A 22,786-nucleotide genomic window follows, 5' to 3' on the forward strand; every position below is an offset into this window, starting at 1 on the left:
ACGGGGGATGAGCACGGGAACTACGGATCTGAACCGAGGTGTACGCGCATGGAGGCCCCGCCGGACAACGACGTGCTCTGGGCACGCGCCCTGCACTTCCAGCACGACGACGGCTCGCCCGCGCTCAGCGGCGTCTCGCTCGGCGTGCGGGAGGGCGAGATCCTCGCCATCGGCGGCCCGCGCGGCAGCGGCAAGACGACCCTGCTGCGGTGCCTGTCCGGTCTGGTGCCCGTCCGGCGCGGTGAGGTCTGGTTCAACAGCGTGCCCGTGCACACCATGGGCCCCCTCACCCGCGAGCGGCTGCGCCGCGACCGCTTCGGCTGGATCGACCCGGCCCCCTCCCTGGTCCCGGAGCTCAACGTCTGGGAGAACACCGCCCTGCCGCTGATGCTGCGCGGCACCAGCCGGCGCCGCGCCAAGATCGCGGCCCTGGAGTGGCTGGAGCGCCTGGACATCGGCGACAGCGCCCGCAAACGCCCGCACCAACTGGTGCAGGCCGAGCGCCAGCGGGTCTGCATCGCCCGCGCCCTCGCCCCCGCGCCCTCGGTCCTGTTCGCCGACGAGCCCACGGCGCCCCTGCACCGCGCCGACCGCGCCCATGTGCTGCGCACCCTCACCACGGCGGCCCGCTCCCACCGCATCACCGTCGTCCTGGCCACGCACGACGCGGATACCGCGGCCCTCGCCGACCGCACGGTGTCCCTGCTGGACGGGCGGCGCGTGCAGACGGTGCACCTGCCTCCGGTCAGCGAGAACGCCGAGCCGGAAGGCCGGGCAGCGTGTTCGCTCTCCGTCTGACCCGCGGCGCCCACCCCGCCGTCCAGCTGCGCCGCCTCCTGGTCGCGGCCGCCTCGGCGGGCACGGGTTTCCTGCTGCTCTGCGCCCTCGGCTACGCGCTGGGCCACCCCGGCGCCCCCGGCTCCGCCCTGCTGCGGCTGGCCTGGTGCACGGCCCCACTGGCCGCCACGGTGTACTTCGCGGTCGCGGTGGCCCGTACCGACCCCGGCACCAAGCCCCGCCCCGGCCTCTCGGCGATCGGTCTCGGGCCGGTGCGCATGATGGCCGTCTCGGCGACGACGACCGCCCTGTCCTGCACCCTCGGCTCGATGCTGGCCCTGTTCGCCTTCCTCCACCTGCGGGGCGACCTGACGGGCATGCCCTTCGACGGCGCCGCCGCCGAGTGGCTCGCCGCGGACCGGCCCCTGCCGCTGCCGGCCGCCCTGACCCTGCTGGCGCTCGTGCCCGTGGGCGCGTCCGTGGCGGTGGCGCTGGACCTGCGGCCGCGCGAGGCGGTGCCCGCCGGGTCCGGGGCGACCCGGATGTACGGCCGCTTCGGTGCCTACCGGCGCACCAGCACCCGCGAGACCTTCGGGGCGTACGGCCGGTTCGGCCGGCAGCTCGCCCGCCCCGCGAACGGCCGCACCGCCGGGTCCGTCACGAAGAGCGGCCCGCCGGCGGCCCGGACCAGCGGGTCGGTCCCGGCCGCGGTCGACGGTTCCGGCGGGCCGGTGAGCGCGGTCGCGGACCCCCCTCGGCCACCCACGGCGCACCCGGGCGCCGGTGACCCGGCCGCGGACGTCACTCCGCCGGCCACCCCGCGCCCGGCCTCACCGGAGCCGACGGGGGCGAGGGGCCCGGCCGGAGAATCCGCTCAGGGGCTCAGCCCGCGCGCGGCGGCGCCGGACGCGGCCGGTGCCATCAGCCCCGCCGGGGCCCTGGCTCGGCACACCGGCCCGACCGCCGTCGCACCCGACGCCCCCGACGGCCCGGCCCCCGAGGCGACCCTGCCGGACAGCACCGCCGCCCCCTCCGGTCTCCCCTGGGGCATCACCGTGCTGGCCGCGGGCCTGGCCGTGGAGACCTACACGAGCCGCACCGCCCCCACCCCGCCCGACCTCAGCTTCTCCGGTGCCTCCCCCGGCGTGATGGCGGGCTGGGCGCTGGCCGCCGTCGGCCTGGCTCTGGCCGGGCCGGGCCTGACCCACCTGTGCGGACGGCTGCTCCAGTCGGCCCGCCCGGGCGCCCTGCGGCTCCTGGCCGGCCGCATCCTCATGGCGGAGTCCGTCCGCATCGGGCGTCCCCTGGGCGTCGTCTGCGCGGTCGTGTCCGCCGCGTGGGCCATGGCGCTGCTGCACGCCCCGGACGGGCTCTCGCTCGGCCCGCTCACCACCCTCGGCGTGCTCCTCGTGGCCGGCTGCACCGTGGCGACGCTCCTCACGGCCGCCGTCGAGGCCCGGCAGGCCCGCGCCGGCACCACCGCCGCGCTGCTGCGCCTCGGCGCCCCTGCCACGGTGCTGCGCAGCGCCGCCGCCCTGCGCGCGGGCGCGCTGCTCGCCCTGTTCGGCCCCCTCTCCCTGACGGTCGCGGAACTCGCGGCGCTGCCCCTGGCGCGCTGAGGCGCACGGCAGCCGCGGAAAACTCGTACGAAAAAAATCGTCGTACGGCGATGAGTTCCGGACCGGCACCCGGTCTGTCCCCGTGTAACGACCCGGACTTGATGGGAGCGACCTCGCATGTACCAGCAGATGATCTTCGTGAACCTGTGCACCGGCGACCTGGGTGCCTCGAAGAAGTTCTTCACCGAGCTGGGCTTCACGATCAACGATCAGTTCAGCGACGACACGACCGCCTCGGTCGTGATCAGCGACACCATCGTGGTCATGGTGCACACCAAGGAGAAGTACCTCCAGTTCACCAAGAAGGAGGTCGCGGACTCGACGACGACCAGCGAGGTGCTGCTCGCGCTGAGCGCCGAGAGCCGCGAGAAGGTCGACGAACTGGTCGAGAAGGCGGTCGCGGCGGGCGGTTCCGTCTCGGGCGAGACCCAGGACCACGGCTTCATGTACGGCCGCGCGTTCGACGACGTCGACGGCCACACCTTCGAGGTCGTGTGGATGGACCCGGCGGCCGTCCAGGGCTGAGCGGCGCTGTGCCAGCATGGGCGAGTGCAGACGATGCCCGCCCATGCGGCCCACCACGACGACCGTGAGATAGAGACCCTCGAGGAGTTCGACGCGACCGTCTCGGCGCGCGGCTCACTCGCCGGATACCGCGTCCAGTCCGTCGACCTGACGGACCGTACGCGCGACTTGCTCGGCACGGACACGGCGGGCGCGGTCTTCCTCGGCTGCGCGATGCGCGAGGAGGCGGCCGCGAAGATCCGCGGGGAGGGCGCCCTGGTCTTCCCCCCGGTCCCGGGCCTGCCGTTCGACCCGTACCGCGGGCTGGTCTACTCCCCGGACGAACTCTTCGCGTCGCTGGCCGACGGTTACGAGGCCACGCCCGACGCCCTGGCCTACGCCTGGTTCCAGCGTACGAAGGCGGACGGCGACATCTACGCCTCCATGCTGCGCGCGGTCCACGACGACTCCGTCTCGGACGCGCTCGACGAACTCCTGTCCGGCGCCCGGGTCGTAGGGGTGATGGGCGGCCACGCGATGGCGCGCGGCACCGAGGAGTACGCCGGCGCCGCACGGCTCGGCCGGGAGCTGGCCCGCGCCGGCTTCACGATCGCCACCGGCGGCGGACCGGGCGCGATGGAGGCGGCGAACCTCGGCGCGTACGCGGCCCCGTTCGACGACGAGATGCTCACCGAGTCACTGGAACTCCTCGGGAAGGCACCGCACTTCACCCCCTCGATCACCCACTGGGCCTCGGCCGCCTTCGAGGTGCGCACCCGCTGGCCCCGCGGCGGCCGCTCGGTCGGCATCCCCACCTGGTTCTACGGCCACGAACCGCCCAACGCCTTCGCCTCCCACATCGCCAAGTACTTCGCCAACGCCACCCGTGAGGACGGCCTGCTGGCCCGGTCCAACGCGGGTGTGGTGTTCCTGCCGGGCGCCGCCGGGACCGTGCAGGAGATCTTCGACAACGCGACGCCCAACTACTACGAGTCGCGCGGCGAGCCGACGCCGATGGTGCTGGTGAACCGCGCGCACTGGACGGAGAAGCTGCCCGCGTGGCCGCTGCTCCGGTCGCTGGCCCGGGAGCGTTCGATGGAGGCGCGCATCGCGCTGGTGGAGCGGATCGAGGAGGCGCCGGGGGCGTTGAAACGTCTCGGCGGTTAATAAGAAGGCAAAGCAAGTGCTTGCAGGCTGCATATGCGTTGACACTACTTATGCAGCGCTTATAGACCTGTGAGTCTCCCGGTGGTGCTGATGTTCAGTCAACACTGCCTCAACCCCCCGCTTTAGCAATCCTGTGAAGGACAAACGTGGCAGTTCTGTCCGTATCCCGCCGCGCACGCGCCGTGCGCGTCCTCGGTGTCGTCTCCGCCTCGGCCGCGCTCGCGCTCGGCACCGCCGGCAACGCACTCGCCTGCGACATCAGCGAGTTCTCCGCCGAGGCGAAGTGTGACGGTGACAAGGGCGTCATCACCGTCACCGACGTGGACCCCGCCGGCATCCCGGCGACGGTCACCGTGTACCTGGAGAACAACGGCGCCGACGTGAAGAAGATCGGCGAGCAGGAGGTGAAGGGCTCGCGCGAGGGCACCACCATCACCTTCGCCGACGACTGGAAGCCGAACGCCGAGTACCGCATCCACGTCAAGGCAGCTCGCTACGTCGACGAGGACATCAAGCCGAACCTCGTCACCCCGGCCACGGCCTGCAAGAAGGAGGAGGAGCCCCCGGCTTCGACTCCCCCGGCGACGCCGACCCCGTCGGCCTCCCCGTCGAAGCCGGCCGAGGAGACCGAGACCCCGGCTCCGGAGCCGTCGGAGAGCCAGAGCACCTCGCCGGCGGGCAACGTGCCCGCCCCGGCCGGTGACTCCAACCTCGCCGAGACCGGCGCCGACTCCAACACCGGCCTCATCGCCGGCATCGCGGCGGCCCTGGTCGTCGTCGGTGGCGGTGCGGTGTTCTTCGGCATGCGCCGTCGCGGGGCGAACAGCGACAGCTGACGCCCGCGCACACCGTGACGTGGCCCGTCCCCCGACCCGGGGGGCGGGCCACGTCACGTCTCATCCGAAGGTCGCCCGCTCCAGCCAGAACTCCAGCAGCTCCCTGTCGCCGAGCACCTGCAACTCCCCGGCGTCCAGCGGGAGCCGGCGGTAGAACGCCAGCAGCACGGAGGTGAGCGGTCCGCGCAGGGCGACCGTGGCCTTCTCGTGGCCCCGGCGCCAGGAGACACCGTCCTCGGTGAGCTCGACGAGCCACTCGGCGTTCAGTGCGGGCCCGGTGTCGGTGGCGTGCAGATGGATGCTGCGGTCCGGGCCGCGCAGGTCCCTCACCTCGTCGTCCGGCGCGGTCCGCTGCACGTGCTGGACGATCTGCAGCCACTCGTCGACCGCGTCGGCGGCCACCTCGGGCGCGACCTCGTAGGGCAGCCCCGCGGCGAGCGTGGCGTCCGCGCGGTGCACGGTGATCTCGTGCGTCACCCGGCGGGCCCAGAACCCGGTGCTGCGGATTCCCGCCCAGGCCCACACCTCGGTGTCCGGCCCGGCCTCGCGCAGCGCCGCGACGGCCTGCTCGCCGCTCTCCGCCAGCCACGCGTCCAGCACCGCGGCGTCGCCCCGGGCCGCCGGTCCCGCGAGGTGCGGCACCCGCTCCTCGGCAACCTCCTCCTGGGCCCGGGTCCGCACGATGAACTCCACCCAGCGCAGGGCACCGCCCGTGTGCCGGACCAGGTCCTCCAGCGACCAGTCGGGGCAGGTGGGCACGGTGCCGGACAGATCGGCGCCCGAGGTCACGACAGACCTCAACAGGTCGACCTGGTGGGCGATCTCGTCGCAATAGCGGTCGTGCGCGAGCAGCGTCATGTCCGGCACCCTAAGCCGGAAGCGATCAGCCGAGCACCACGATTTCGGCCGGGTCGAACTCCACGCCGACCGCGTCCCCGACCTCCGGCGCGGCCCGCAGCGCGCACGCCGCCTCCAGGCGTGGGGCCTCCTCCGGCTGGAGGTGGACGGCGACGTGGGTGCCCCTGAAGGTGCGGGCGGTCACCGTGCAGCGCAGGCCCGTGTCAGCGGGCACCAGGCGCACTCCGGCGGGGCGTACGAGCAGCGTGCGCGTCCCGTGCGGGGCGCCCTCCGGCACCGGCACCTTGCCCCACGGCGTGTCCGCGGCCTCCGCCCCGACCGTCGCCTCGACCACGTTCTCGAAGCCGAGGAAACGGGCGACGAACGCGTCGGCGGGCCGTTGCCACACCTCGAGGGGCGTCCCGGACTGGGCGATCCGTCCGTCCCGCATCACCACGACCCGGTCGGCCAGCGCGAAGGCCTCCCCCTGGTCGTGCGTCACCGCGAGCACGGTGGTGCCCAACCGGCCGAACAGTTCCTTCAGTTCGACGACCAGCCGCTCCCGCAGCGACCGGTCGAGCTGTCCGAGCGGCTCGTCCAGCATCAGCAGCCGGGGGCTCGGCGCCAGGGCCCGGGCCAGCGCCACCCGCTGCTGCTCCCCGCCGGACAGCGCGGCGACGGCCCGGCGGCCCGCCCCCGGCAGCCCCACGAGGTCCAGCAACTCCCGCACGCGCTCGGTCTGTTGACGCTTCGGCTCGCCATGCATCCGCAGCCCGAAGGCCACATTGCCGCCCACGTCCCGCTGCGGGAACAGCTGGTGATCCTGGAACATCAGCCCGACGCCCCGCTTGTGCGCGGGCACGCCCGCCTGGTCGCGCCCGTCGAGCACCACCCGCCCGGAGTCCAGGGGTTGCAGCCCGGCCACCGCCCGCAGCAGGGTCGACTTGCCGCTGCCGCTGGGGCCGAGCACACACACGACCTCGTGCTCGGCGACCTCCAGATCGACGGCGTCCAGCACGGCACGCCCTCCGAAGCGAACCGTCGCCCCCCGCAGAGCCAGCAGCATCAGAACTCCCCCGTCCGGTCCGTGCGGAGCCTCTCCAGCACCAGCAGGGCCACGGCGCACACCACCATCAGAATCGTCGAAAGGGCCATCGCCTGACCGTAGTTGAGGTCCCCGGGCCGCCCCAGCAGCCGGGCCACGGCCACCGGCAGCGTCGGCCGGTCGGGCCGTGCGATGAACACCGTCGCGCCGAACTCCCCGAGCGACACGGCGAAGGCGAACCCGGCCGCGATCAGCAGCGCCCGCCGCACCATCGGCAGGTCCACCTCCCGCCACACCCGCCAGGGCGAGGCCCCGAGCACGGAAGCCGCCTCCCGCAGCCGCACGTCCACCGCCCGCAGCACGGGCAGCATGGTCCGCACCACGAACGGCACCCCGACCAGCGCCTGCGCGAGCGGCACCAGGATCCAGGAGGACCTGAGGTCCAGCGGCGGCTCGTCGAGGGAGATCAGGAACCCGAAGCCGACGGTCACCGCGGACACCCCGAGCGGCAGCATCAGCAGCGCGTCGAAGCCTCGCACGAACCGCCCGGCGTCCCGGCGGGTGAGCGCGACCGCGGCGAGACCGCCGATCACCACGGCGATGAGCGTGGCGGCGACGGCGTACGACAGGCTGTTGCCGATCGCCTCGATCGGCGGGACCAGGAACACTCCCCCGTCCTCGCGGGTCAGCGCCCGGTAGTAGCCGAAGTCCGGCGCATCCAGAGACCGCTGCACCAGCACGGCCAGCGGGAGCACGAGCAGCAAGGCGACGGTGCCGAGCACCCCGCCGAGCATCGCCCACTGCCCCGCGCCACGGGGCCGGCGCGCGGTCGCGGACGCGTCCACCAGCCGCAGCGCGGTCTCCCGCCGTCGCACGGTCCAGGCGTGCACCGCGAGGATCGCGCCCACCGCCACGAACTGGATCATGGTCAGCACGGCCGCGGTGGACAGGTCGAAGATCTCGGACGTCTGCCGGTAGATCTCCACCTCCAGGGTGGAGAAGGTGGGCCCGCCGAGGATCTGCACAACGCCGAAGGAGGTGAAGGTGAACAGGAAGACCATGAGCGCGGCGGCGGCCACGGCCGGGGCGAGCGCGGGCAGGGTGACCTGCCGCCAGGCCTTCAGCGGGGACGCCCCGAGCATCCGTGCGGCCTCCTCCTGCCGGGGGTCGAGCTGCGCCCAGAGCCCTCCGACGGTGCGGACGACGACCGCGTAGTTGAAGAAGACGTGCGCGAGCAGGATCGCCCACACCGTGGTGTCCAGACGTACGCCCCACAGCTCGTCGAGCAGCCCGCCCCGCCCGACCAGCGCCAGGAACGCCGTACCGACGACGACCGTCGGCAGCACGAACGGGACGGTGACGACCGCCCTCAGGACCTGCTTGCCGGGGAAGTCGAAGCGCGCGAAGACGTACGCGCCGGGGAGCGCGACGAGCAACGTGAGCGCGGTGGAGACCACCGCCTGCCAGGTGGTGAACCACAGGACGTGCCGGACGTCGGACTGCGCCAGCACGTCCCCGATCCGCCCGAGGTGCCAGGTCCCGTCGGCCTTCAGGCCGCGCGCGACGATCGCGGCGACGGGATAGGCGAAGAAGACCGCGAAGAACGCGACGGGCACGGCCAGCAGACCGAACCGCGCCGCCGCGCCCCGCCGCCGAACGGCTACTTCAGTACGAGTGAGGTCCACGACTTGACCCACTGGTCGCGGTGGTCGGCGATCTTCGCCGCGTCCATGGTCTCGGGGTCCTTCGCCTGCGGCCCGTACTTCACGAACTCCGGGGGCACCTGGGCGCCCTCGCGTACCGGGTACACGAACATGTTCATGGGCATGTCCTGCTGGAACCGCTCGGTGAGCAGGAAGTCCAGGAACGCCTTGCCGCCCTTGGTGTTCTTCGCGTTGCTGAGCAGCCCCGCGTACTCGACCTGCCGGAAGCAGGTGCCCTCGGCGACCCCGGTCGGCGCCGTGCTCGGCTTCGGGTCGGCGAAGACGACCTCGGCGGGCGGCGAGGAGGCGTAGGACACGACGAGCGGCCGGTCGCCCTTGGCCTTCTTGCCGCCGGCCGAGCCGGAGAACTCCTCGTTGTAGGCCTGCTCCCAGCCGTCGACGACCTTCACACCGTTGGCCTTGAGCTTCTTCCAGTAGCTCTCCCAGCCGTCGTCGCCGTACTTGGCGGCCGTGCCGAGCAGGAAGCCGAGCCCGGGTGAGGAGGCGGAGGCGTTCTCGGTCACGAGCAGGTTCTTGTACTGCGGCTTGATCAGGTCGTCGAAGGTGCGCGGCGGCCGCAGCTTGTGGTCGGCGAAGTACTTCTTGTCGTAGTTGACGCAGATGTCGCCGGTGTCGATGGGCGTGACCCGGTGCTGCTCCTGGTCGACGCGGTACTCGGCCTTGATCCGGTCCGCACCCTTGGGCGCGTAGGACTGGAAGAGGCCGTTGTCGAGGGCGCGGGACAGCAGGGTGTTGTCGACGCCGAAGAAGACGTCGCCCTGCGGGTTGTCCTTGGTCAGGATGGCCTTGTTGACGGCCTGCCCGGCGTCGCCGTCCTTCAGGAAGTCGACCTTGTAACCGGACTGCTTCTCGAAGGCCGCGATGACGTCCTTGGACGCGGCCCACGAGTCGTGGCTGACGAGCGTCACGGTCTTGGAGTCGCCGGACCCCTGACCGCCGTCGGACGACCCGCACGCGGCGAGTGTGCCGGCCATGCCGAGCCCGACGACCGCCGCCGTCAGCCGCTTTGCGTTGATGCTCACTGGATTCCTCCTGGAGTGACCAGGAGAAGACGCGGCCCTGCCCGGGACTTCCGGGGTCCCGGGCAGGGCGCAACAGCTCGAGTGGTGACCGATCTCCCTACCCAGAATGACCTGGGCCAGGTTCGGAGGGTCTGCGGCCGTGTGCCGCACTCTCAGCGCTGTGGCGCTCCCCTGTCGGAATATGCAGATGTCGAATACGAGGGTGTGCTTACGACGGTCAGACTACCGTTCGGTGGCCGCCAGCTGACCACACGCCCCGTCGATCTCCTGACCACGGGTGTCCCGGACCGTCACCGGCACACCATGGGCGGCGATGGCCTCCACGAACGCCTTCTCGTCCTCGGGCCGGGAAGCCGTCCACTTCGACCCGGGCGTCGGGTTCAGCGGGATCAGGTTGACGTGCACCGGCCTGCCCTTGAGCATCCGGCCGAGCCGGTCACCACGCCACGCCTGGTCGTTGATGTCCCTGATCAGCGCGTACTCGATGGACAGCCGCCGGCCGGACTTGGCGCTGTACTCGAAGCCGGCGTCCAGCACCTCGCGGACCTTCCAGCGCGTGTTCACCGGCACGAGGGTGTCGCGCAGCTCGTCGTCGGGGGCGTGCAGCGAGATGGCGAGGCGGCACTTGAAGCCCTCGTCGGAGAACCGGTGGATGGCCGGCACGAGCCCGACCGTCGAGACGGTGATGCCGCGCTGCGAGAGGCCCACCCCGTCGGGCTCGGGGTCGGTGAGCCGCCGGATGGCGCCGGCGACCCGGTTGTAGTTGGCGAGCGGCTCACCCATGCCCATGAAGACGATGTTGCTGAGCCGCGCGGGACCGCCGGGGACCTCCCCGTCCCGCAGGGCCCGCATGCCGTCCACGATCTGGTGCACGATCTCGGCGGTGGACAGATTCCGGTCCAGACCGGCCTGCCCGGTCGCACAGAACGGGCAGTTCATCCCGCATCCGGCCTGCGAGCTGATGCACATGGTCACGCGGTCCGGGTAACGCATCAGCACGGACTCGACGAGTGTCCCGTCGAACAGCCGCCACAGCGTCTTGCGGGTGGTGCCCTGGTCGGTCGACAGATGCCGCACGACGGTCATCAGCTCGGGCAGCAGCGCTTCCTGCAGCCGCCCACGAGCACCGGCCGGAATGTCGGTCCACTGCTCCGGATCATGCGCGTACCGCGCGAAGTAGTGCTGCGAGAGCTGCTTGGCACGAAACGGCTTCTCCCCGACAGCGGCAACGGCCTCCTTGCGCTCGGCAGGAGTGAGATCGGCGAGATGCCGCGGCGGCTTCTTGGCTCCGCGCGGGGCGACGAAAGTGAGTTCTCCGGGCTTAGGCATGGCTGTACCAGTGTCGCAGATCGATTCATGTGACCCGCGGCCCCGGCCGGCGGAACCGAGTGTTCCTGCCCATACCGCAGGGCACGCGCGAGGGATGACGTCCTTCTACGCGGCATCGGTGCAGCTGGCGGAAAAGTGGCAGGGCCCCCCGTGGTTCAAGTGGGCCTTCCTCGGAGTGTGGGCCCTGTGCGGGGTGTTCGTCTTGTTCAAGCTGCGCCAGAACGGCTGGAAGTTCCCCCGGCGGCGCTGAGCGGAGCCGTCGGAGCCGCCGAGGGCGAAGCGCGTTACCCGCCCGTGTGCTCCAGCCGGTCCTTGAGGAGCTGCTCGTTGCGCGGGAGTTCCTTGCGGACCTGGGGGCGTACGACGAGCGGGACCATGACCTTGCCCATGCCGTGGCCCTCGAAGTGCATGTCGATCGTGACGTGCGAGCGGCGGCCCTGGTCGTAGGGTTCGACCTCTCCGTGCACGTGGGCACGGACGGGGCCGTCGACGCCGCGCATGCCCCAGCTGCGGGGCGGGTCGTACTCGGTGACCTCCATGGTCATCGGCATGACGCGGCGGCCGACGTGCCGGGTCACGCGGACCTTGGTGCCGACGCCGACGGGCCCCTCGTCGAGACGCTCCGCGGACACGGCGCTCAGCTGCCACTCCGGCATGCGCGAAGCGTCCATGACGTACTGGTAGACCTCCTCAGGCCGGCAGTCGACGTCGATGCTCTCTCGGATGATGGCCATGATGGCCTCCTTTGGGAGGTACATCTGCATCGTCCCACTTCGGCCCCGCGGGCGTCTTCCCGAGACGGCAGCGAGCCCCCGCCCGGCAGGGCAGGGGCTCGCCGACAGAGATCGCCTCAGCCGGACCCGACGAACAGCACGAGCAGCAGCCACACCACCGGAGCCGTGGGCAGCAGCGAGTCGAGCCGGTCCATGATGCCGCCGTGGCCCGGCAGCAGCGTGCCCATGTCCTTGATACCGAGGTCCCGCTTGATCATGGACTCGCCGAGGTCGCCGAGCGTGGCGGTGACCGCGACCGCGAGGCCCAGCACCAGACCCTGCCACCAGGCACCGTCGTCGATGAGGAACTGCGTGCACAGCGCCCCCGCGACCATGGCGAAGGAGACCGCGCCGAGCAGGCCCTCGCGGGTCTTGCCGGGGCTGATGCGCGGGGCGAGCTTGTGCCGGCCGAACCGCCAGCCGACGGCGTAGGCCCCGGTGTCGCTGACGACCGTGAGCAGCAGGAAGGTGAGCACCCGCTGCGGCCCGTCGTCCGCGGTCAGCATCATCGCCACGAACGTCGCGAGGAACGGCACGTAGAACGCCGCGAAGACGCCCGCGGTGACATCCCTCAGGTAGCCCTCGGGCGGTTCCGTCATGCGCCAGACCAGGACGGCCAGCGCCGTGAGCGCCATCGCCACCCACGCACCCTCGGCACCCCGGACGTACCCGGCGACGACCATCGCGGCACCGCCGAGCGCGAGCGGCACGAGGGGCGCCCGGATGCCCTTGCGTTCCTCCAGCCGCTTGGTCAGCTCCCACAGGCCCACCACGACGGCCACCGCTACGACGCCGACGAAGACGGCCTTGACGACGAACAGCGACGCGACGATCACCGCACCGAGCCCGACGCCGACCCCTATCGCGGCACTCAGGTCGCGACCCGCGCTCTTCTTCGGCGGCTTGGGCGCCGGCTGCGAGGCGTCGGGCATGGGCTCCGGATTCGTGTCGTTTCGGACCGGTGGGCCGCTCAGTCGAGCAGCCCCCCGGTCGTCATCCTGGTTTCCGCCGAATTCGGTCACGTCGGGCACGATGGGCATGGGGCGAGTCTGAGGCGCTTCATACGCATCGTATGCGGGGCCCGCCGGGGCGGCCCCCTGGACGTGCCCGTGGCCTGAGCCCTGGACGTGCCCCTGACCATGCCCTTGGTCGGTGGGCCCCCAGTACCCGGCCTGTGGCGGCGCCCCCCAGGAAGAGTCGTTCATCAGACCTCGAGCAGCTCCGCTTCCTTGTGCTTCAGGAGCTCGTCCACCTGCGCGACGTACTTCGCGGTGGTGTCGTCGAGCTCCTTCTCCGCACGGCGGCCCTCGTCCTCGCCGACCTCGCCGTCCTTGATCAGCTTGTCGATGGCGTCCTTGGCCTTGCGGCGCACGGAGCGGATGGAGACCTTGGCGTCCTCACCCTTGCTCTTGGCCACCTTGATGTACTCGCGGCGGCGCTCCTCGGTCAGCTCGGGGAACACCACCCGGATGATGTTGCCGTCGTTGCTCGGGTTGACGCCCAGGTCGGAGTCGCGGATGGCCTGCTCGATGTTGCGCAGCGCGCTCTTGTCGAACGGGGTCACCACGGCCATGCGCGGCTCGGGCACCGAGAACGAGGCCAGCTGGTTGATCGGGGTCGGCGCGCCGTAGTAGTCGGCCACGATCTTGTTGAACATCGCCGGGTGCGCACGGCCGGTGCGGATCGCGGCGAAGTCCTCCTTGGCGACCACGACGGCCTTCTCCATCTTCTCCTCGGCCTCGAGGAGGGTCTCTTCGATCACCACTTGCTCCTGCGTGTCTTGAGTAGGCCCGGCTGCGGTTCCATGTGGGGCGGCGGCCGGCTGCGTCGCGTCTTCTTCCTGCACGGTTCCCGACCGGCAGGACATTGTCCATCCCCCGGCCCGGCTCCGTCCCGTCCGTCCCCCGGACGGGGTTGTTCCCGGGAGGTCAGTCCCGGCTGCCGGGGTCCCCCACCAGCGTGCCGATCTTCTCACCCTTGACGGCGCGTGCGATGTTGCCCTCCGCCAGCAGCTCGAAGACCACGATCGGGAGCTTGTTGTCGCGGCACAGCGTCACGGCCGTGGCGTCGGCGACCTTCAGATCGCGCGTGATCACTTCGCCGTAGCCGAGGTGGTCGAACTTCACCGCGTCCGGGTTGGTCTTGGGGTCGGAGTCGTAGACCCCGTCCACACCGTTCTTGCCCATCAGCAGTGCCTCGGCGTCGATCTCCAGGGCGCGCTGGGCGGCGGTGGTGTCGGTGGAGAAGTACGGCATGCCCATCCCGGCGCCGAAGATGACCACGCGGCCCTTCTCCAGGTGCCGTACGGCGCGCAGCGGGATGTACGGCTCGGCGACCTGGCCCATGGTGATGGCGGTCTGCACCCGGCAGTCCACGCCCACCTTCTCCAGGAAGTCCTGGAGGGCGAGGCAGTTCATGACCGTGCCGAGCATGCCCATGTAGTCGGAGCGGGCCCGGTCCATGCCGCGCTGCTGGAGTTCGGCACCGCGGAAGAAGTTGCCTCCGCCGATGACGACCGCGATCTGCGCACCGTCACGCACGACGGCAGCGATCTCGCGGGCGATCTTGTGCACCACGTCGGGGTCGACGCCAAGGCCGCCGCCACCGGAGAAGGCCTCTCCGGACAGCTTCAGCAGAAACCGGCCGCGTACTTTGCCGTCGTCGCTCTTCTGGGCCTTGGTGGTCATGGGGGATCCCGCCTCTTTCACGTGTTGCACATACCAAGAAGGCCATTGCCGGTGGGGCGTGTTTCGCATCCCATGCGGCAATGGCCTCCTCGTCAGATCTGATGTCGTCCGCCACTCATGTGACGGCGTACGCGGACGACTGCTGTCGACCCTATCGGGGCCGGGCGTCGAGCGCGGTACGGACTCAGATGCCGACCTTGATGCGCGTGAAGCGCTTCAGGGTGACACCGGCCTCGTCCAGGACCTTCTGGACGGACTTCTTGTTGTCGAGCGCGTACGGCTGGCCGAGCAGCGTGGCGTCCTTGAAGAAGCCGTTGAGGCGACCCTCGACGATCTTCGGCAGGGCGGCCTCGGGCTTGCCCTCGGCGCGGGTGGTCTCCTCGGCGACGCGGCGCTCGGACTCGACGACCTCGGCCGGCACGTCTTCCTTGGAGAGGTACTTCGGCGCGAAGGCGGCGATGTGCTGGGCGACGCCCTTGGCGATCTCAGCGTTCGGCTTGTCCAGCTCGACGAGGACACCGATCTGCGGGGGCAGGTCGGGCATCGTGCGGTGCATGTACGCCGTCACGTAGCCGTCGGCGTACTGCGCGAAGCGGTCCAGGACGATCTTCTCGCCCAGGTTGGCGTTGGCCTCGTCCACGAACGCCTGGACGGTCTTGCCGGCCTCGATCTCGGAGGCGAGCAGGGCCTCGAGGTCGGCCGGGGAGGTCTTGGCGACGTGCTCGGCGATGGTCTTGGCCACGGCCTGGAACTTGTCACCCTTGGCGACGAAGTCCGTCTCGCACTTCAGCTCGACCAGGACACCGGAGGAGTTGTCGTCGGCGATGATCGAGACGACGGCACCGTTCTCGGCGGAGCGGCCCTCGCGCTTGGCGACGCCCTTCTGGCCCTTGATGCGGAGCGCCTCGACGGCCTTCTCGACGTTGCCCTCGGCCTCGTCCAGCGCCTTCTTGCAGTCCATCATGCCGGCGCCCGTGAGCTCACGGAGCTTCTTGACGTCGGCGGCGGTGTAGTTCGCCATGAGTCTGTGAATCTCTCTCGAAGTCTGGAAGATCGAAGATCTGCGGATGCGGATGCGCCCCATGGAGCCGGAAGGCGCTGTCCTTCCGCTGACCTACGGGTGAACGGCGGGAGCGGACTTCACCGCGCCGAAGGCGCTGGTGGATGCGATACCGCTCCCGCCGTCAACTCGGACTGACGGGTCAGGCCTGCTCGGCCTCGGCCGGCTTCTCACCCTCGGCGGCCGGAGCAGCCTCGGCGGCCGGAGCAGCCTCAGCCTCAGCCTCGGCGGCGGGGGCGGCCTCGGCAGCCGGAGCGGCCTCAGCGGCGGGGGCAGCCTCGTCGGCCTTCTTCTCGCCCTCGAGCAGGTCGCGCTCCCACTCGGCCAGCGGCTCGCCCGCGGCCTTCTCGCCCTTGCCCTCGGTGGCGACACCGGAGCGGGAGATGAGGCCCTCGGCGACCGCGTCCGCGATCACACGGGTGAGCAGCGTGACGGAGCGGATCGCGTCGTCGTTGCCCGGGATCTTGTAGTCGACCTCGTCGGGGTCGCAGTTGGTGTCGAGGATCGCGACGACCGGGATGTTCAGCTTCCGGGCCTCACCAACGGCGATGTGCTCCTTCTTGGTGTCCACGATCCAGACGGCGCTGGGCACCTTCTGCATCTCGCGGATACCACCGAGGGTCTTCTCCAGCTTGGCCTTCTCGCGCGAGAGCACGAGAAGCTCCTTCTTGGTCAGACCGGACGCGGCGACGTCCTCGAAGTCGATCTGCTCGAGCTCCTTGAGGCGCTGCAGACGCTTGTAGACGGTCGAGAAGTTGGTGAGCATGCCGCCCAGCCAGCGCTGGTTGACGTAGGGCATGCCGACGCGGGTGGCCTGCTCGGCGATGGCCTCCTGCGCCTGCTTCTTCGTGCCGACGAACATGACCGTGCCGCCGTGGGCGACGGTCTCCTTGACGAACTCGTAGGCGCGGTCGATGTACGACAGCGACTGGAGCAGGTCGATGATGTAGATGCCGTTGCGCTCCGTGAAGATGAAGCGCTTCATCTTCGGGTTCCAACGACGGGTCTGGTGACCGAAGTGGACGCCGCTCTCCAGCAGCTCCCGCATCGTGACGACGGCCATGGCCGTATCTCCTTGAAGTTCTCGGTTGTGCCGCGGATGCCGGACGGCTTCCGCGCCTGACGCCCACTGCGCGCCGTTCCACGAGGGACCGAGGGGCGCTGACACGGGCCCTTTGCCGGGGTTCGTGTCGGGGCGTGCGAAGTCGACCCGATGGCTCGGGTCGCCACCAGAAGTGTACGGGACCCGCGGGGTGCCGGGTGACGCCGTTGTCCACAACCGGGCGGCGGTCCACAGCGGCGAGCGGTGATGGCGGCGCTCCGGGACGCTTTCCGCATGCGAGCGAACCGATGTGTGCGTGTCTGTACGCGCCTGATCCTGCTGCTGATCGTCACGGTGACGGCCCTGCTGGCGCCGCCGCCACCGCTGTTCGCGGCGGATGCGCCCCCCGCGGGCGCCACCGTGCCGGCGATCGGCCGCACCTGGCCCGTCGGTCTGCGCCCGACGGTCCTGCGGGGCTGGGAACCCCCGGCGACGGTCTACGGGCCCGGCCACCGGGGCGTGGACCTGGCGGCGACTCCTGGAACACCGGTTCGGGCGGTGACCGCGGGCCGGGTCTCCTTCGCGGGCCGGGTGGCGGGCAAGGGCGTCGTCTCGGTGGACCTCACGGGAACGGGCGACTCGCCCCTGCGCACGACCTACGAACCGGTGACGGCCTCGGTCGAGGAGGGCGAGGAGGTGGAACCGGGCGAGGTCCTCGGCACGGTGGACCCGGGCGGCTCGCACTGCACGGCCCCCTGCGTGCACTGGGGCCTGCGCCGCGGCGAGACCTACCTGAACCCGCTGTCGCTCCTGCCGCCGTGGCTCCTGCACCGGGGCCCGTCGAGGCTGCTGCCGCTCGCATAGCCGCGGGCCCGCGCGCCGCCCGGTCGCCGTACGGGTGGGCACAGCGGCACCCGGCTCCCCGGGCCGCCAAACGCCCCGGCCCCGGTCCCGGCGCCTTCAGCCCCGCACGCCCCGCAGGGCCATGGAAACAGCCGCGTCGGTGATGGCGGCCGGCTCCTCCGCGGCCCCGAGCTCGATCCTCCGCACGGCCGCGTCCACAACGCCCTGCAGCAGCATCGCCGCCAGCCGGGGCTCCGCGTGCCCCAACTCGGCCAGCGCCTCGACGATCATCGCGACCAGCCCGCCGTGCGCCGCCCGGATCTTCTCCCGCGCCCCCGCGTCGAGCTCACTCGCGGAGATCGCGACCACGGCCCGGTGCCGCCGGTCCCCGACCAGCTCCAGCTGCCGGCGCACATACGCCTCGACCTTGGCCTCGGCCGTCCCGGCCCGCTCCATCGCCGCCGACACGTCCGCCGCCCAGACCGGGAAGTCGGCCTCGCACAGCTCCTCGACGACGGCCGCCCGAGACCGGAAGTACTCGTAGACCGACGAGCGCGCGAGGCCTGTCCGCTCGGCGAGGGCCGGGAAGGTCAGCGCCTCCGTACCGCCCTCGGACAACAAGGAACGAGCCGCGTCCAGCAGGGCGGCTCGCTGCATCGACCGGTGCTCGGCCACGGAGGCCGCTCGAATCCTTGGCACGTCAACACTCTACGGACGCGTCCCGCCGGACGGGAGTGGTTGATGCCGACCCGACGACATCCGGCCAGGTCAGCGGCCGAAGCTCGCCAGTTTCGCTCTGAGCTGCAGCACCGATTTGGTGTGGATCTGGCTGACCCGGCTCTCGGTCACGCCCAGGACGTTCCCGATCTCGGCCAGGGTGAGGCCCTCGTAGTAGTAGAGCGTGACCACGGTCTTCTCCCGGTCGGGCAGGGTGTTGATGGCCCGTGCCAGAAACCTCCGCAGTTCCCGGTCCTCGGCGACCTCGACGGGGTTGTCGGCGGCGGTGTCCTCCAGCGTGTCCATCACGCTGAGCCCGTCTCCGCCCTCACCGCCCCCGTGCAGCAGCTCTTCCAGGGCCACCACGTTGGCCAGCGACAACTGACTGAACACCGCGTGGAGTTCCTCGACGGCGATGCCCATCTCGGAGGCCACCTCGCCCTCGGTCGGCGTCCGCCGCAGGCGTGCCTCCAGCGTGGCGTACGCCCGCTCCACATTGCGTGCCTTCTGCCGCACCGAGCGGGGGATCCAGTCCAGCGCCCGCAGTTCGTCGATCATCGCGCCGCGGATGCGGGTGATCGCGTACGTCTCGAACTTGATCTCCCGCTCGATGTCGAACTTCTCGATGGCGTCGATCAGCCCGAACACCCCGGACGAGACGAAGTCCGCCTGCTCGACGTTGGACGGCAGGCCCACACTGACCCGTCCCGCGACGTACTTCACGAGGGGCGAGTAGTGCAGGATCAGTTGCTCCCGCAGCCGCTCGTCCCCCGTCGCCTTGTACGACCGCCACAGCTCGTCGAGCGTCGAGGGAGCGGGCGGCCGCACGCTGCCACCGTCACGGGCGGCTGGGGGGATCGCCGCCCGGTCGGACCCGGAGGTGTGCTGGGGCATTCGTCGCCTTGTGCCGTTCTGCTGCGGAGGGGTGCTGCTGGGGTGAGCTGTCTGTCTGATGTCGAGTTGCCTGTCCGTGTCGGGATCCTCGTGAGCGTAGCGTGACTGCGGTGTCGCGGTGCGCGAAGGGCGGAGCCCGAGGTGGGCGCAGATACGTTCCGGGGGACGCCCTACCGAGGCGGCGCGGTCGCTCGGTGTGATCACCGGAGAAGCTCAACTGGGCGCATTTCCAAGGGTTCTCGGGGTTCCCCCGGACGGCCGAACGCGGATGGTCAACACGGTCCGTGACGATCCCGGACCGACATCACCGCCTGGCGTGTCAACTTCCAGCCGTCGCCGTGTCGTTCGACGTAACCGAGTGCTCGGAGTTCGTACAGTCTCGCGATCGCGTCGTCCTGTGCGGTCTGGGCGGAGCGGGCGATCTCGTCCGGCCGGGCCGTCCCGCGCCCCGGCAGCGCGGCGAGCACCTGCCGGGTGGCCGGTTCCAGCAGGTCGCGGGGCAGGACCGGGCCGCGCCGGTCGGGCGCCAGCTCCCCGATGTCACCGACCAGTTCGACGACGTCCGCGACGTCGGTGACCAGGGCGGCCTCCCCCCGCAGCAGCTCGTGCACTCCGGCGGAGAGTCCGCTGGTGGCCGGGCCCGGGACGCCCATCGTGTGCCGGCCGAGGCGCTGCGCCGCCCGCGCGGTGACCAGGGAGCCGCTGCGGTGGGCGGCCTCGACGACCACGGTGCCGCGGGTGAGCGCCGCGATCACTCTGTTCCGCAGGATGAACCGGCTCGGCGTCGGGTGGTCGCCGGGCGGCAACTCGCCGACGACCAGTCCCTGTTCCGCGATCCTGCTGATCAACTGGGTGTGGCCGCGGGGGTAGGGCCGGTCGACGCCGCAGGCGAGGACGGCGACGGTGGCGCCACCGGCCCCCAGCGCTCCGCGGTGGGCTGCGCCGTCGACTCCATAGGCGCCGCCGGACACCACCACCCAGCCCTGTTCGGCGAGGCCGGCGGCGAGGGTCGCGGCCATGTGGGCCCCGTACTCGGTGCAGGCCCGGGCGCCGACCACGGCGACGGACTTCAGCGCCCACATGCGCAGACTGGGCCGCCCGCGCACCCAGAGCCCCAGGGGCCGGGCATCCCCGAGATCGTCGAGCTGCCCCGGCCACTCCGCTCCTCCGGGACACACGAACCGCACCCCGGCGGCCCGGGCGGCCTCCAGGTCCCGGTGCGGCCGGGCGGCCTCGGCCCTGGCCACCATCCCGGCCCACCGCTTGGCGCTCACCCCCGGAGGCGTGGCCCCGCCCTCCCTCAGCCGCCGCACCACTCCCCCGACCCCGGACTCCCGCACCCACCGCCCGCCGATCTCGTCACCGGGCTCGATGACCCGGGTGAGCAGGACACGGCCGAGCAGGTCGTCGTCCGGTTCGCCGGCGGCGTTCACGTCAGCGCCCCGATGGCCATGGGGACGCCTCGCGGTACTCCGGTGCGCAGCTGGAGCGCGAGGGCGACGTCCGTCGCGTCGGGCCGGTCGTGGCCGACGAGGTCGGCGACGGTCCAGGCCACGCGCAGGACGCGGTCGAGTCCGCGGGCGGTCAGGACGCCGCGTTCCAGGCTCCGCTCGGCCTCGTCCATCGCGCCGGGCACCGCGTACCAGCGGCTGCGCAGCTCACGGCCGGGCACCTCGCTGTTCGTGCACCAAGGGGTCCCGGCGAGGCGCTCGGCAGCCCGTTGCCGGGCCGCCCGCACCCGGTCGGCGACCGTCGCGGTCGACTCGCCCCTGGCGCCGGAGGCGGTCAGCTCGGTGCGGGTGACGCGGTCCACCTCGACGCGCAGATCGACCCGGTCGAGCAGCGGGCCGGACAGCCTGGCCTGGTAGCGGCGGATCGCCGAGGGTGGACACTCGCACAGGTCGTCCCGCTGCGAGAACCGGCCGCACGGGCAGGGGTTGGCCGCGAGGACCATCAGGAACTTCGCCGGGAAGCGCACGACACCCGCACTGCGCGCGATCACGACATGGCCCGCCTCCAGCGGCTGTCGCAGGGCGTCCAGCGCATGGCTGCTGAATTCCGGCGTCTCGTCCAGGAACAACACGCCGCGGTGAGACAGCGACACCGCCCCGGGCCGGGCGATGCCCGGGCCGCCGCCGACGAGTGCCTGCATCGTGGCCGAGTGGTGGGGGGCGCAGTAGGGGGCGACGTCGATCAACGGCTTGCCCGGCGGCAGCAGCCCGGCCACCGAGTGGACCGCGGTGACCTCCAGTGACTCCTGCCGGCCGAGCCGGGGCAGGATGGCCGGCAGCCGCTCCGCGAGCATCGTCTTGCCGGCGCCGGGCGGCCCTTCGAGGAAGAGGTGGTGCCCACCCGCCGCGGCCACCTCCACCGCCGTGCGCGCCGACGTCTGCCCGACGACGTCCGCCAAGTCGTGACCGTGGTCGTGCTGGGCCGCACCGAGGCTGTGCATGCCCGTGGCCGCGCCCGTGCCCGGGACCCGGAGACCGGCGAGGAGCGGGTCCGGGCGGCCCAGCTCGTCCTGTTCCTCGTCGGGCAGGGGTTCGTCCGCCAGGACGGCGATCAGCTGCCGCAGACTGCGCACGCCCAGCACCGACACCCCGGGCACGAGGGAGGCCTCGGCGGCGGCACACTCCGGCACCACCACCTGCTCATACCCCGCGTCGGCCGCCGCCAGCACCGCCGGCAGCACTCCCCGCACCGGCCGCACCCGCCCGTCCAGCCCGAGCTCGCCGATCATCACGATGTCGGCGAGGACCCGCGGGTCGATTCGCTCCGCCGCACCGAGGACCGCCGCCGCGACGGCCAGGTCGAAGCCGCTGCCGGACTTCGGCACCGAGGCCGGACTCAGGCCGACCGTGAGCTTCTTCTGGGGCCAGGCCGCGCCCGAGTTGACGACCGCGGCGCGCACCCGGTCCCGGCTCTCCGTGAGGCTCTTGTCGGGCAGCCCCACCAGCGTGAACGCCGCGACGCCGGGTTCGAGGTCGGCCTGGACCTCGACGACGACGCCCTCGACACCCACCAGGGCGACCGAACACGTACGGGCGAATGCCATTCAGGCCACCCCCCGCACGTGCTCGACCACGGCGGCGCCGCGGGCGGGCAGCAGCACACCGACCACGTCGATGCGGACCCCGCCGGGCGGGGCGCCCCCGTGTGTCTGGATCCACCGCTCCGCCAGATCCCGCAGCCGCTCCGCCTTCTGCGGGGTCACGGCCGCCATCGGGTGCTCGAAGGGGCTCTCCCTGCGGGTCTTCACCTCGCAGACGACCAGGACGTCCCCGTCCCTGGCCACGATGTCGATCTCGCCGGCGCGGCCGGAGCGCCAGTTGCGCTCCAGGACCGTCAGACCGGCCTCGGCCAGCCGCCGTGCGGCCAGGCTCTCCCCGTACCTGCCCATGGCGCTGCGGGCCAGATGTGCGTTCATGTCGGCACCACCTCCGGCGCCAACGATCACGCACCCGCCACCCCGAAGTGGATCTTGGTGGACAGCTCGGCGGCTGTGGACAACCTCGCCACCCACCCGGGTGACCGGATGCCGCGATGACGGGGCGGGCTCACCCGCTCGGCAGCTCCAGATCGCTCTTGTTCAGCTCCTCGATGTTCACGTCCTTGAACGTGAGGACCCGGACCTGCTTCACGAACCGCGCCGGCCGGTACATGTCCCACACCCAGGCGTCCGCCATGGAGACCTCGAAGAACACCTCACCCTGGACCGAGTGCACCTGCATCTCGTAGTCGTTGGTGAGGTAGAAGCGCCGCTCGGTCTCGATCACGTATTTGAACAGACCGACGACATCGCGGTACTCCCGGTAGAGCTTCAGCTCCATCTCGGTCTCGTACTTCTCGAGGTCCTCGGCGCTCATGGCATGTTCCCCTTCAGCCGTGCGATCCCCCCATTGTGCGCCAG

At 71.5% G+C, this 22,786-nt stretch carries 24 protein-coding genes and 1 riboswitch; of the genes, 7 read left to right on the top strand and 17 right to left on the bottom strand.

Translation table 11 applies throughout. The features are described from left to right. The first annotated feature begins 48 nt into the window (after window positions 1–48). The 5 genes from ACFY9E_RS30355 (at window position 49) to ACFY9E_RS30375 (ending at window position 4,903) form a co-directional block, all read left to right on the top strand. Window positions 49–798, top strand: a complete 750-nt coding sequence (locus ACFY9E_RS30355) for an ATP-binding cassette domain-containing protein (protein WP_390989308.1) — start codon at window positions 49–51, stop codon at window positions 796–798. Then, window positions 780–2,396 (top strand): hypothetical protein, encoded by a 1,617-nt coding sequence (locus ACFY9E_RS30360; RefSeq protein ID WP_390989310.1) that lies wholly within the window; start codon window positions 780–782, stop codon window positions 2,394–2,396. The genes ACFY9E_RS30355 and ACFY9E_RS30360 overlap by 19 nt, the downstream gene beginning before the upstream one ends. A gap of 117 nt (window positions 2,397–2,513) precedes the next feature. After that, complete coding sequence (locus tag ACFY9E_RS30365; protein WP_390989312.1) at window positions 2,514–2,921, top strand: VOC family protein; 408 nt, start codon at window positions 2,514–2,516, stop codon at window positions 2,919–2,921. A 24-nt stretch (window positions 2,922–2,945) separates the two neighbouring features. After that, a complete protein-coding gene (locus ACFY9E_RS30370; protein WP_390989314.1) occupies window positions 2,946–4,067 on the top strand; it encodes an LOG family protein in 1,122 nt (373 codons plus the stop codon). 155 nt (window positions 4,068–4,222) lie between these two features. Next, complete coding sequence (locus ACFY9E_RS30375) at window positions 4,223–4,903, top strand: LAETG motif-containing sortase-dependent surface protein (protein WP_390989604.1); 681 nt, start codon at window positions 4,223–4,225, stop codon at window positions 4,901–4,903. Between the two features lie 60 nt (window positions 4,904–4,963). Here the strand turns inward: ACFY9E_RS30375 and ACFY9E_RS30380 are convergent, their stop codons facing one another. The 5 genes from ACFY9E_RS30380 to rlmN all read right to left on the bottom strand — a co-directional run bounded on the left by ACFY9E_RS30380 (window position 4,964) and on the right by rlmN (window position 10,860). Beyond that, the gene (locus ACFY9E_RS30380; protein ID WP_390989316.1) at window positions 4,964–5,761 is read right to left on the bottom strand and encodes a maleylpyruvate isomerase N-terminal domain-containing protein; all 798 of its coding nucleotides are present in this window, start codon (window positions 5,759–5,761) and stop codon (window positions 4,964–4,966) included. A gap of 25 nt (window positions 5,762–5,786) precedes the next feature. Next, window positions 5,787–6,806, bottom strand: a complete 1,020-nt coding sequence (locus ACFY9E_RS30385) for an ATP-binding cassette domain-containing protein (protein ID WP_390989318.1) — start codon at window positions 6,804–6,806, stop codon at window positions 5,787–5,789. Further along, entirely contained in the window at window positions 6,806–8,407 is a 1,602-nt protein-coding gene (locus ACFY9E_RS30390) for an ABC transporter permease subunit (RefSeq protein WP_390989606.1), read from the bottom strand. Before ACFY9E_RS30390 ends, ACFY9E_RS30385 begins: the two co-directional genes overlap by 1 nt. Window positions 8,408–8,445: 38 nt before the next feature. Further along, on the bottom strand, window positions 8,446–9,483 hold the full coding sequence (locus ACFY9E_RS30395) for a thiamine ABC transporter substrate-binding protein (protein WP_390989607.1): 1,038 nt from the start codon (window positions 9,481–9,483) through the stop codon (window positions 8,446–8,448). A gap of 124 nt (window positions 9,484–9,607) precedes the next feature. Continuing rightward, window positions 9,608–9,714, bottom strand: a riboswitch (TPP riboswitch). Between the two features lie 39 nt (window positions 9,715–9,753). Further along, window positions 9,754–10,860, bottom strand: coding sequence for a 23S rRNA (adenine(2503)-C(2))-methyltransferase RlmN (gene rlmN / locus ACFY9E_RS30400; RefSeq protein ID WP_390989320.1), 1,107 nt, complete (start codon window positions 10,858–10,860; stop codon window positions 9,754–9,756). Between the two features lie 94 nt (window positions 10,861–10,954). On the opposite strand from rlmN, the gene ACFY9E_RS30405 reads away from it, so the two are divergent. Next, the gene (locus ACFY9E_RS30405) at window positions 10,955–11,110 is read left to right on the top strand and encodes a hypothetical protein (RefSeq protein WP_390989322.1); all 156 of its coding nucleotides are present in this window, start codon (window positions 10,955–10,957) and stop codon (window positions 11,108–11,110) included. Between the two features lie 34 nt (window positions 11,111–11,144). On the opposite strand, the gene ACFY9E_RS30410 is transcribed toward ACFY9E_RS30405, so the two are convergent. The 6 genes from ACFY9E_RS30410 to rpsB form a co-directional block, all read right to left on the bottom strand. Further along, window positions 11,145–11,594 (bottom strand): SRPBCC family protein, encoded by a 450-nt coding sequence (locus ACFY9E_RS30410; protein WP_390989324.1) that lies wholly within the window; start codon window positions 11,592–11,594, stop codon window positions 11,145–11,147. Window positions 11,595–11,710: 116 nt separating this feature from the next. After that, window positions 11,711–12,838: a phosphatidate cytidylyltransferase gene (locus tag ACFY9E_RS30415; RefSeq protein WP_390989326.1), complete on the bottom strand. Its 1,128-nt coding sequence runs from the start codon at window positions 12,836–12,838 to the stop codon at window positions 11,711–11,713. Continuing rightward, entirely contained in the window at window positions 12,838–13,395 is a 558-nt protein-coding gene (frr, locus tag ACFY9E_RS30420; RefSeq protein WP_031120910.1) for a ribosome recycling factor, read from the bottom strand. The genes ACFY9E_RS30415 and frr overlap by 1 nt, the downstream gene beginning before the upstream one ends. Before the next feature lie 166 nt (window positions 13,396–13,561). Continuing rightward, window positions 13,562–14,320: a UMP kinase gene (gene pyrH / locus ACFY9E_RS30425; RefSeq protein WP_003993277.1), complete on the bottom strand. Its 759-nt coding sequence runs from the start codon at window positions 14,318–14,320 to the stop codon at window positions 13,562–13,564. Between the two features lie 184 nt (window positions 14,321–14,504). Further along, complete coding sequence (gene tsf, locus ACFY9E_RS30430; RefSeq protein WP_390989328.1) at window positions 14,505–15,341, bottom strand: translation elongation factor Ts; 837 nt, start codon at window positions 15,339–15,341, stop codon at window positions 14,505–14,507. Between the two features lie 181 nt (window positions 15,342–15,522). Then, entirely contained in the window at window positions 15,523–16,443 is a 921-nt protein-coding gene (gene rpsB, locus ACFY9E_RS30435; RefSeq protein WP_390989330.1) for a 30S ribosomal protein S2, read from the bottom strand. A 273-nt stretch (window positions 16,444–16,716) separates the two neighbouring features. Here rpsB and ACFY9E_RS30440 point away from each other — a divergent pair, with 273 nt between their 5' ends. Then, complete coding sequence (locus ACFY9E_RS30440; RefSeq protein WP_390989331.1) at window positions 16,717–17,286, top strand: peptidoglycan DD-metalloendopeptidase family protein; 570 nt, start codon at window positions 16,717–16,719, stop codon at window positions 17,284–17,286. 96 nt (window positions 17,287–17,382) lie between these two features. On the opposite strand, the gene ACFY9E_RS30445 is transcribed toward ACFY9E_RS30440, so the two are convergent. The 6 genes from ACFY9E_RS30445 to ACFY9E_RS30470 all read right to left on the bottom strand — a co-directional run bounded on the left by ACFY9E_RS30445 (window position 17,383) and on the right by ACFY9E_RS30470 (window position 22,742). Continuing rightward, entirely contained in the window at window positions 17,383–17,940 is a 558-nt protein-coding gene (locus ACFY9E_RS30445; protein WP_390989609.1) for a TetR family transcriptional regulator, read from the bottom strand. Between the two features lie 93 nt (window positions 17,941–18,033). Next, complete coding sequence (gene whiG, locus ACFY9E_RS30450) at window positions 18,034–18,876, bottom strand: RNA polymerase sigma factor WhiG (protein ID WP_283970281.1); 843 nt, start codon at window positions 18,874–18,876, stop codon at window positions 18,034–18,036. A gap of 272 nt (window positions 18,877–19,148) precedes the next feature. Beyond that, window positions 19,149–20,309 carry a DNA-processing protein DprA gene (dprA, locus tag ACFY9E_RS30455; protein WP_390989332.1) on the bottom strand — a complete coding sequence of 387 codons (1,161 nt, stop codon included), beginning with the start codon at window positions 20,307–20,309 and terminating at the stop codon, window positions 19,149–19,151. After that, window positions 20,306–21,931 (bottom strand): YifB family Mg chelatase-like AAA ATPase, encoded by a 1,626-nt coding sequence (locus tag ACFY9E_RS30460; protein ID WP_390989334.1) that lies wholly within the window; start codon window positions 21,929–21,931, stop codon window positions 20,306–20,308. Before ACFY9E_RS30460 ends, dprA begins: the two co-directional genes overlap by 4 nt. Further along, entirely contained in the window at window positions 21,932–22,333 is a 402-nt protein-coding gene (locus ACFY9E_RS30465) for a YraN family protein (RefSeq protein ID WP_390989336.1), read from the bottom strand. 100 nt (window positions 22,334–22,433) lie between these two features. After that, window positions 22,434–22,742: a DUF2469 domain-containing protein gene (locus ACFY9E_RS30470; protein ID WP_003993268.1), complete on the bottom strand. Its 309-nt coding sequence runs from the start codon at window positions 22,740–22,742 to the stop codon at window positions 22,434–22,436. Window positions 22,743–22,786 lie beyond the last annotated feature (44 nt).

This window comes from Streptomyces sp. NPDC012466 (genome assembly GCF_042955215.1).
In the GTDB taxonomy this organism is placed as follows: domain Bacteria; phylum Actinomycetota; class Actinomycetes; order Streptomycetales; family Streptomycetaceae; genus Streptomyces.

Bases quoted from the DNA above. Each gene is read 5' to 3' on its own strand.
- ACFY9E_RS30385 (WP_390989318.1), bottom strand. From the start codon at position 6,806: ATGCTGCTGGCTCTGCGGGGGGCGACGGTTCGCTTCGGAGGGCGTGCC.
- tsf (WP_390989328.1), bottom strand. From the start codon at position 15,341: ATGGCGAACTACACCGCCGCCGACGTCAAGAAGCTCCGTGAGCTCACG.
- rlmN (WP_390989320.1), bottom strand. From the start codon at position 10,860: ATGCCTAAGCCCGGAGAACTCACTTTCGTCGCCCCGCGCGGAGCCAAG.
- whiG (WP_283970281.1), bottom strand. From the start codon at position 18,876: ATGCCCCAGCACACCTCCGGGTCCGACCGGGCGGCGATCCCCCCAGCC.
- ACFY9E_RS30470 (WP_003993268.1), bottom strand. From the start codon at position 22,742: ATGAGCGCCGAGGACCTCGAGAAGTACGAGACCGAGATGGAGCTGAAG.
- rpsB (WP_390989330.1), bottom strand. From the start codon at position 16,443: ATGGCCGTCGTCACGATGCGGGAGCTGCTGGAGAGCGGCGTCCACTTC.
- ACFY9E_RS30460 (WP_390989334.1), bottom strand. From the start codon at position 21,931: ATGGCATTCGCCCGTACGTGTTCGGTCGCCCTGGTGGGTGTCGAGGGC.
- ACFY9E_RS30415 (WP_390989326.1), bottom strand. From the start codon at position 12,838: ATGAACGACTCTTCCTGGGGGGCGCCGCCACAGGCCGGGTACTGGGGG.
- ACFY9E_RS30405 (WP_390989322.1), top strand. From the start codon at position 10,955: ATGACGTCCTTCTACGCGGCATCGGTGCAGCTGGCGGAAAAGTGGCAG.
- ACFY9E_RS30440 (WP_390989331.1), top strand. From the start codon at position 16,717: ATGCGAGCGAACCGATGTGTGCGTGTCTGTACGCGCCTGATCCTGCTG.
- ACFY9E_RS30380 (WP_390989316.1), bottom strand. From the start codon at position 5,761: ATGACGCTGCTCGCGCACGACCGCTATTGCGACGAGATCGCCCACCAG.
- ACFY9E_RS30355 (WP_390989308.1), top strand. From the start codon at position 49: ATGGAGGCCCCGCCGGACAACGACGTGCTCTGGGCACGCGCCCTGCAC.
- pyrH (WP_003993277.1), bottom strand. From the start codon at position 14,320: ATGACCACCAAGGCCCAGAAGAGCGACGACGGCAAAGTACGCGGCCGG.
- ACFY9E_RS30365 (WP_390989312.1), top strand. From the start codon at position 2,514: ATGTACCAGCAGATGATCTTCGTGAACCTGTGCACCGGCGACCTGGGT.
- ACFY9E_RS30395 (WP_390989607.1), bottom strand. From the start codon at position 9,483: ATGGCCGGCACACTCGCCGCGTGCGGGTCGTCCGACGGCGGTCAGGGG.
- ACFY9E_RS30410 (WP_390989324.1), bottom strand. From the start codon at position 11,594: ATGGCCATCATCCGAGAGAGCATCGACGTCGACTGCCGGCCTGAGGAG.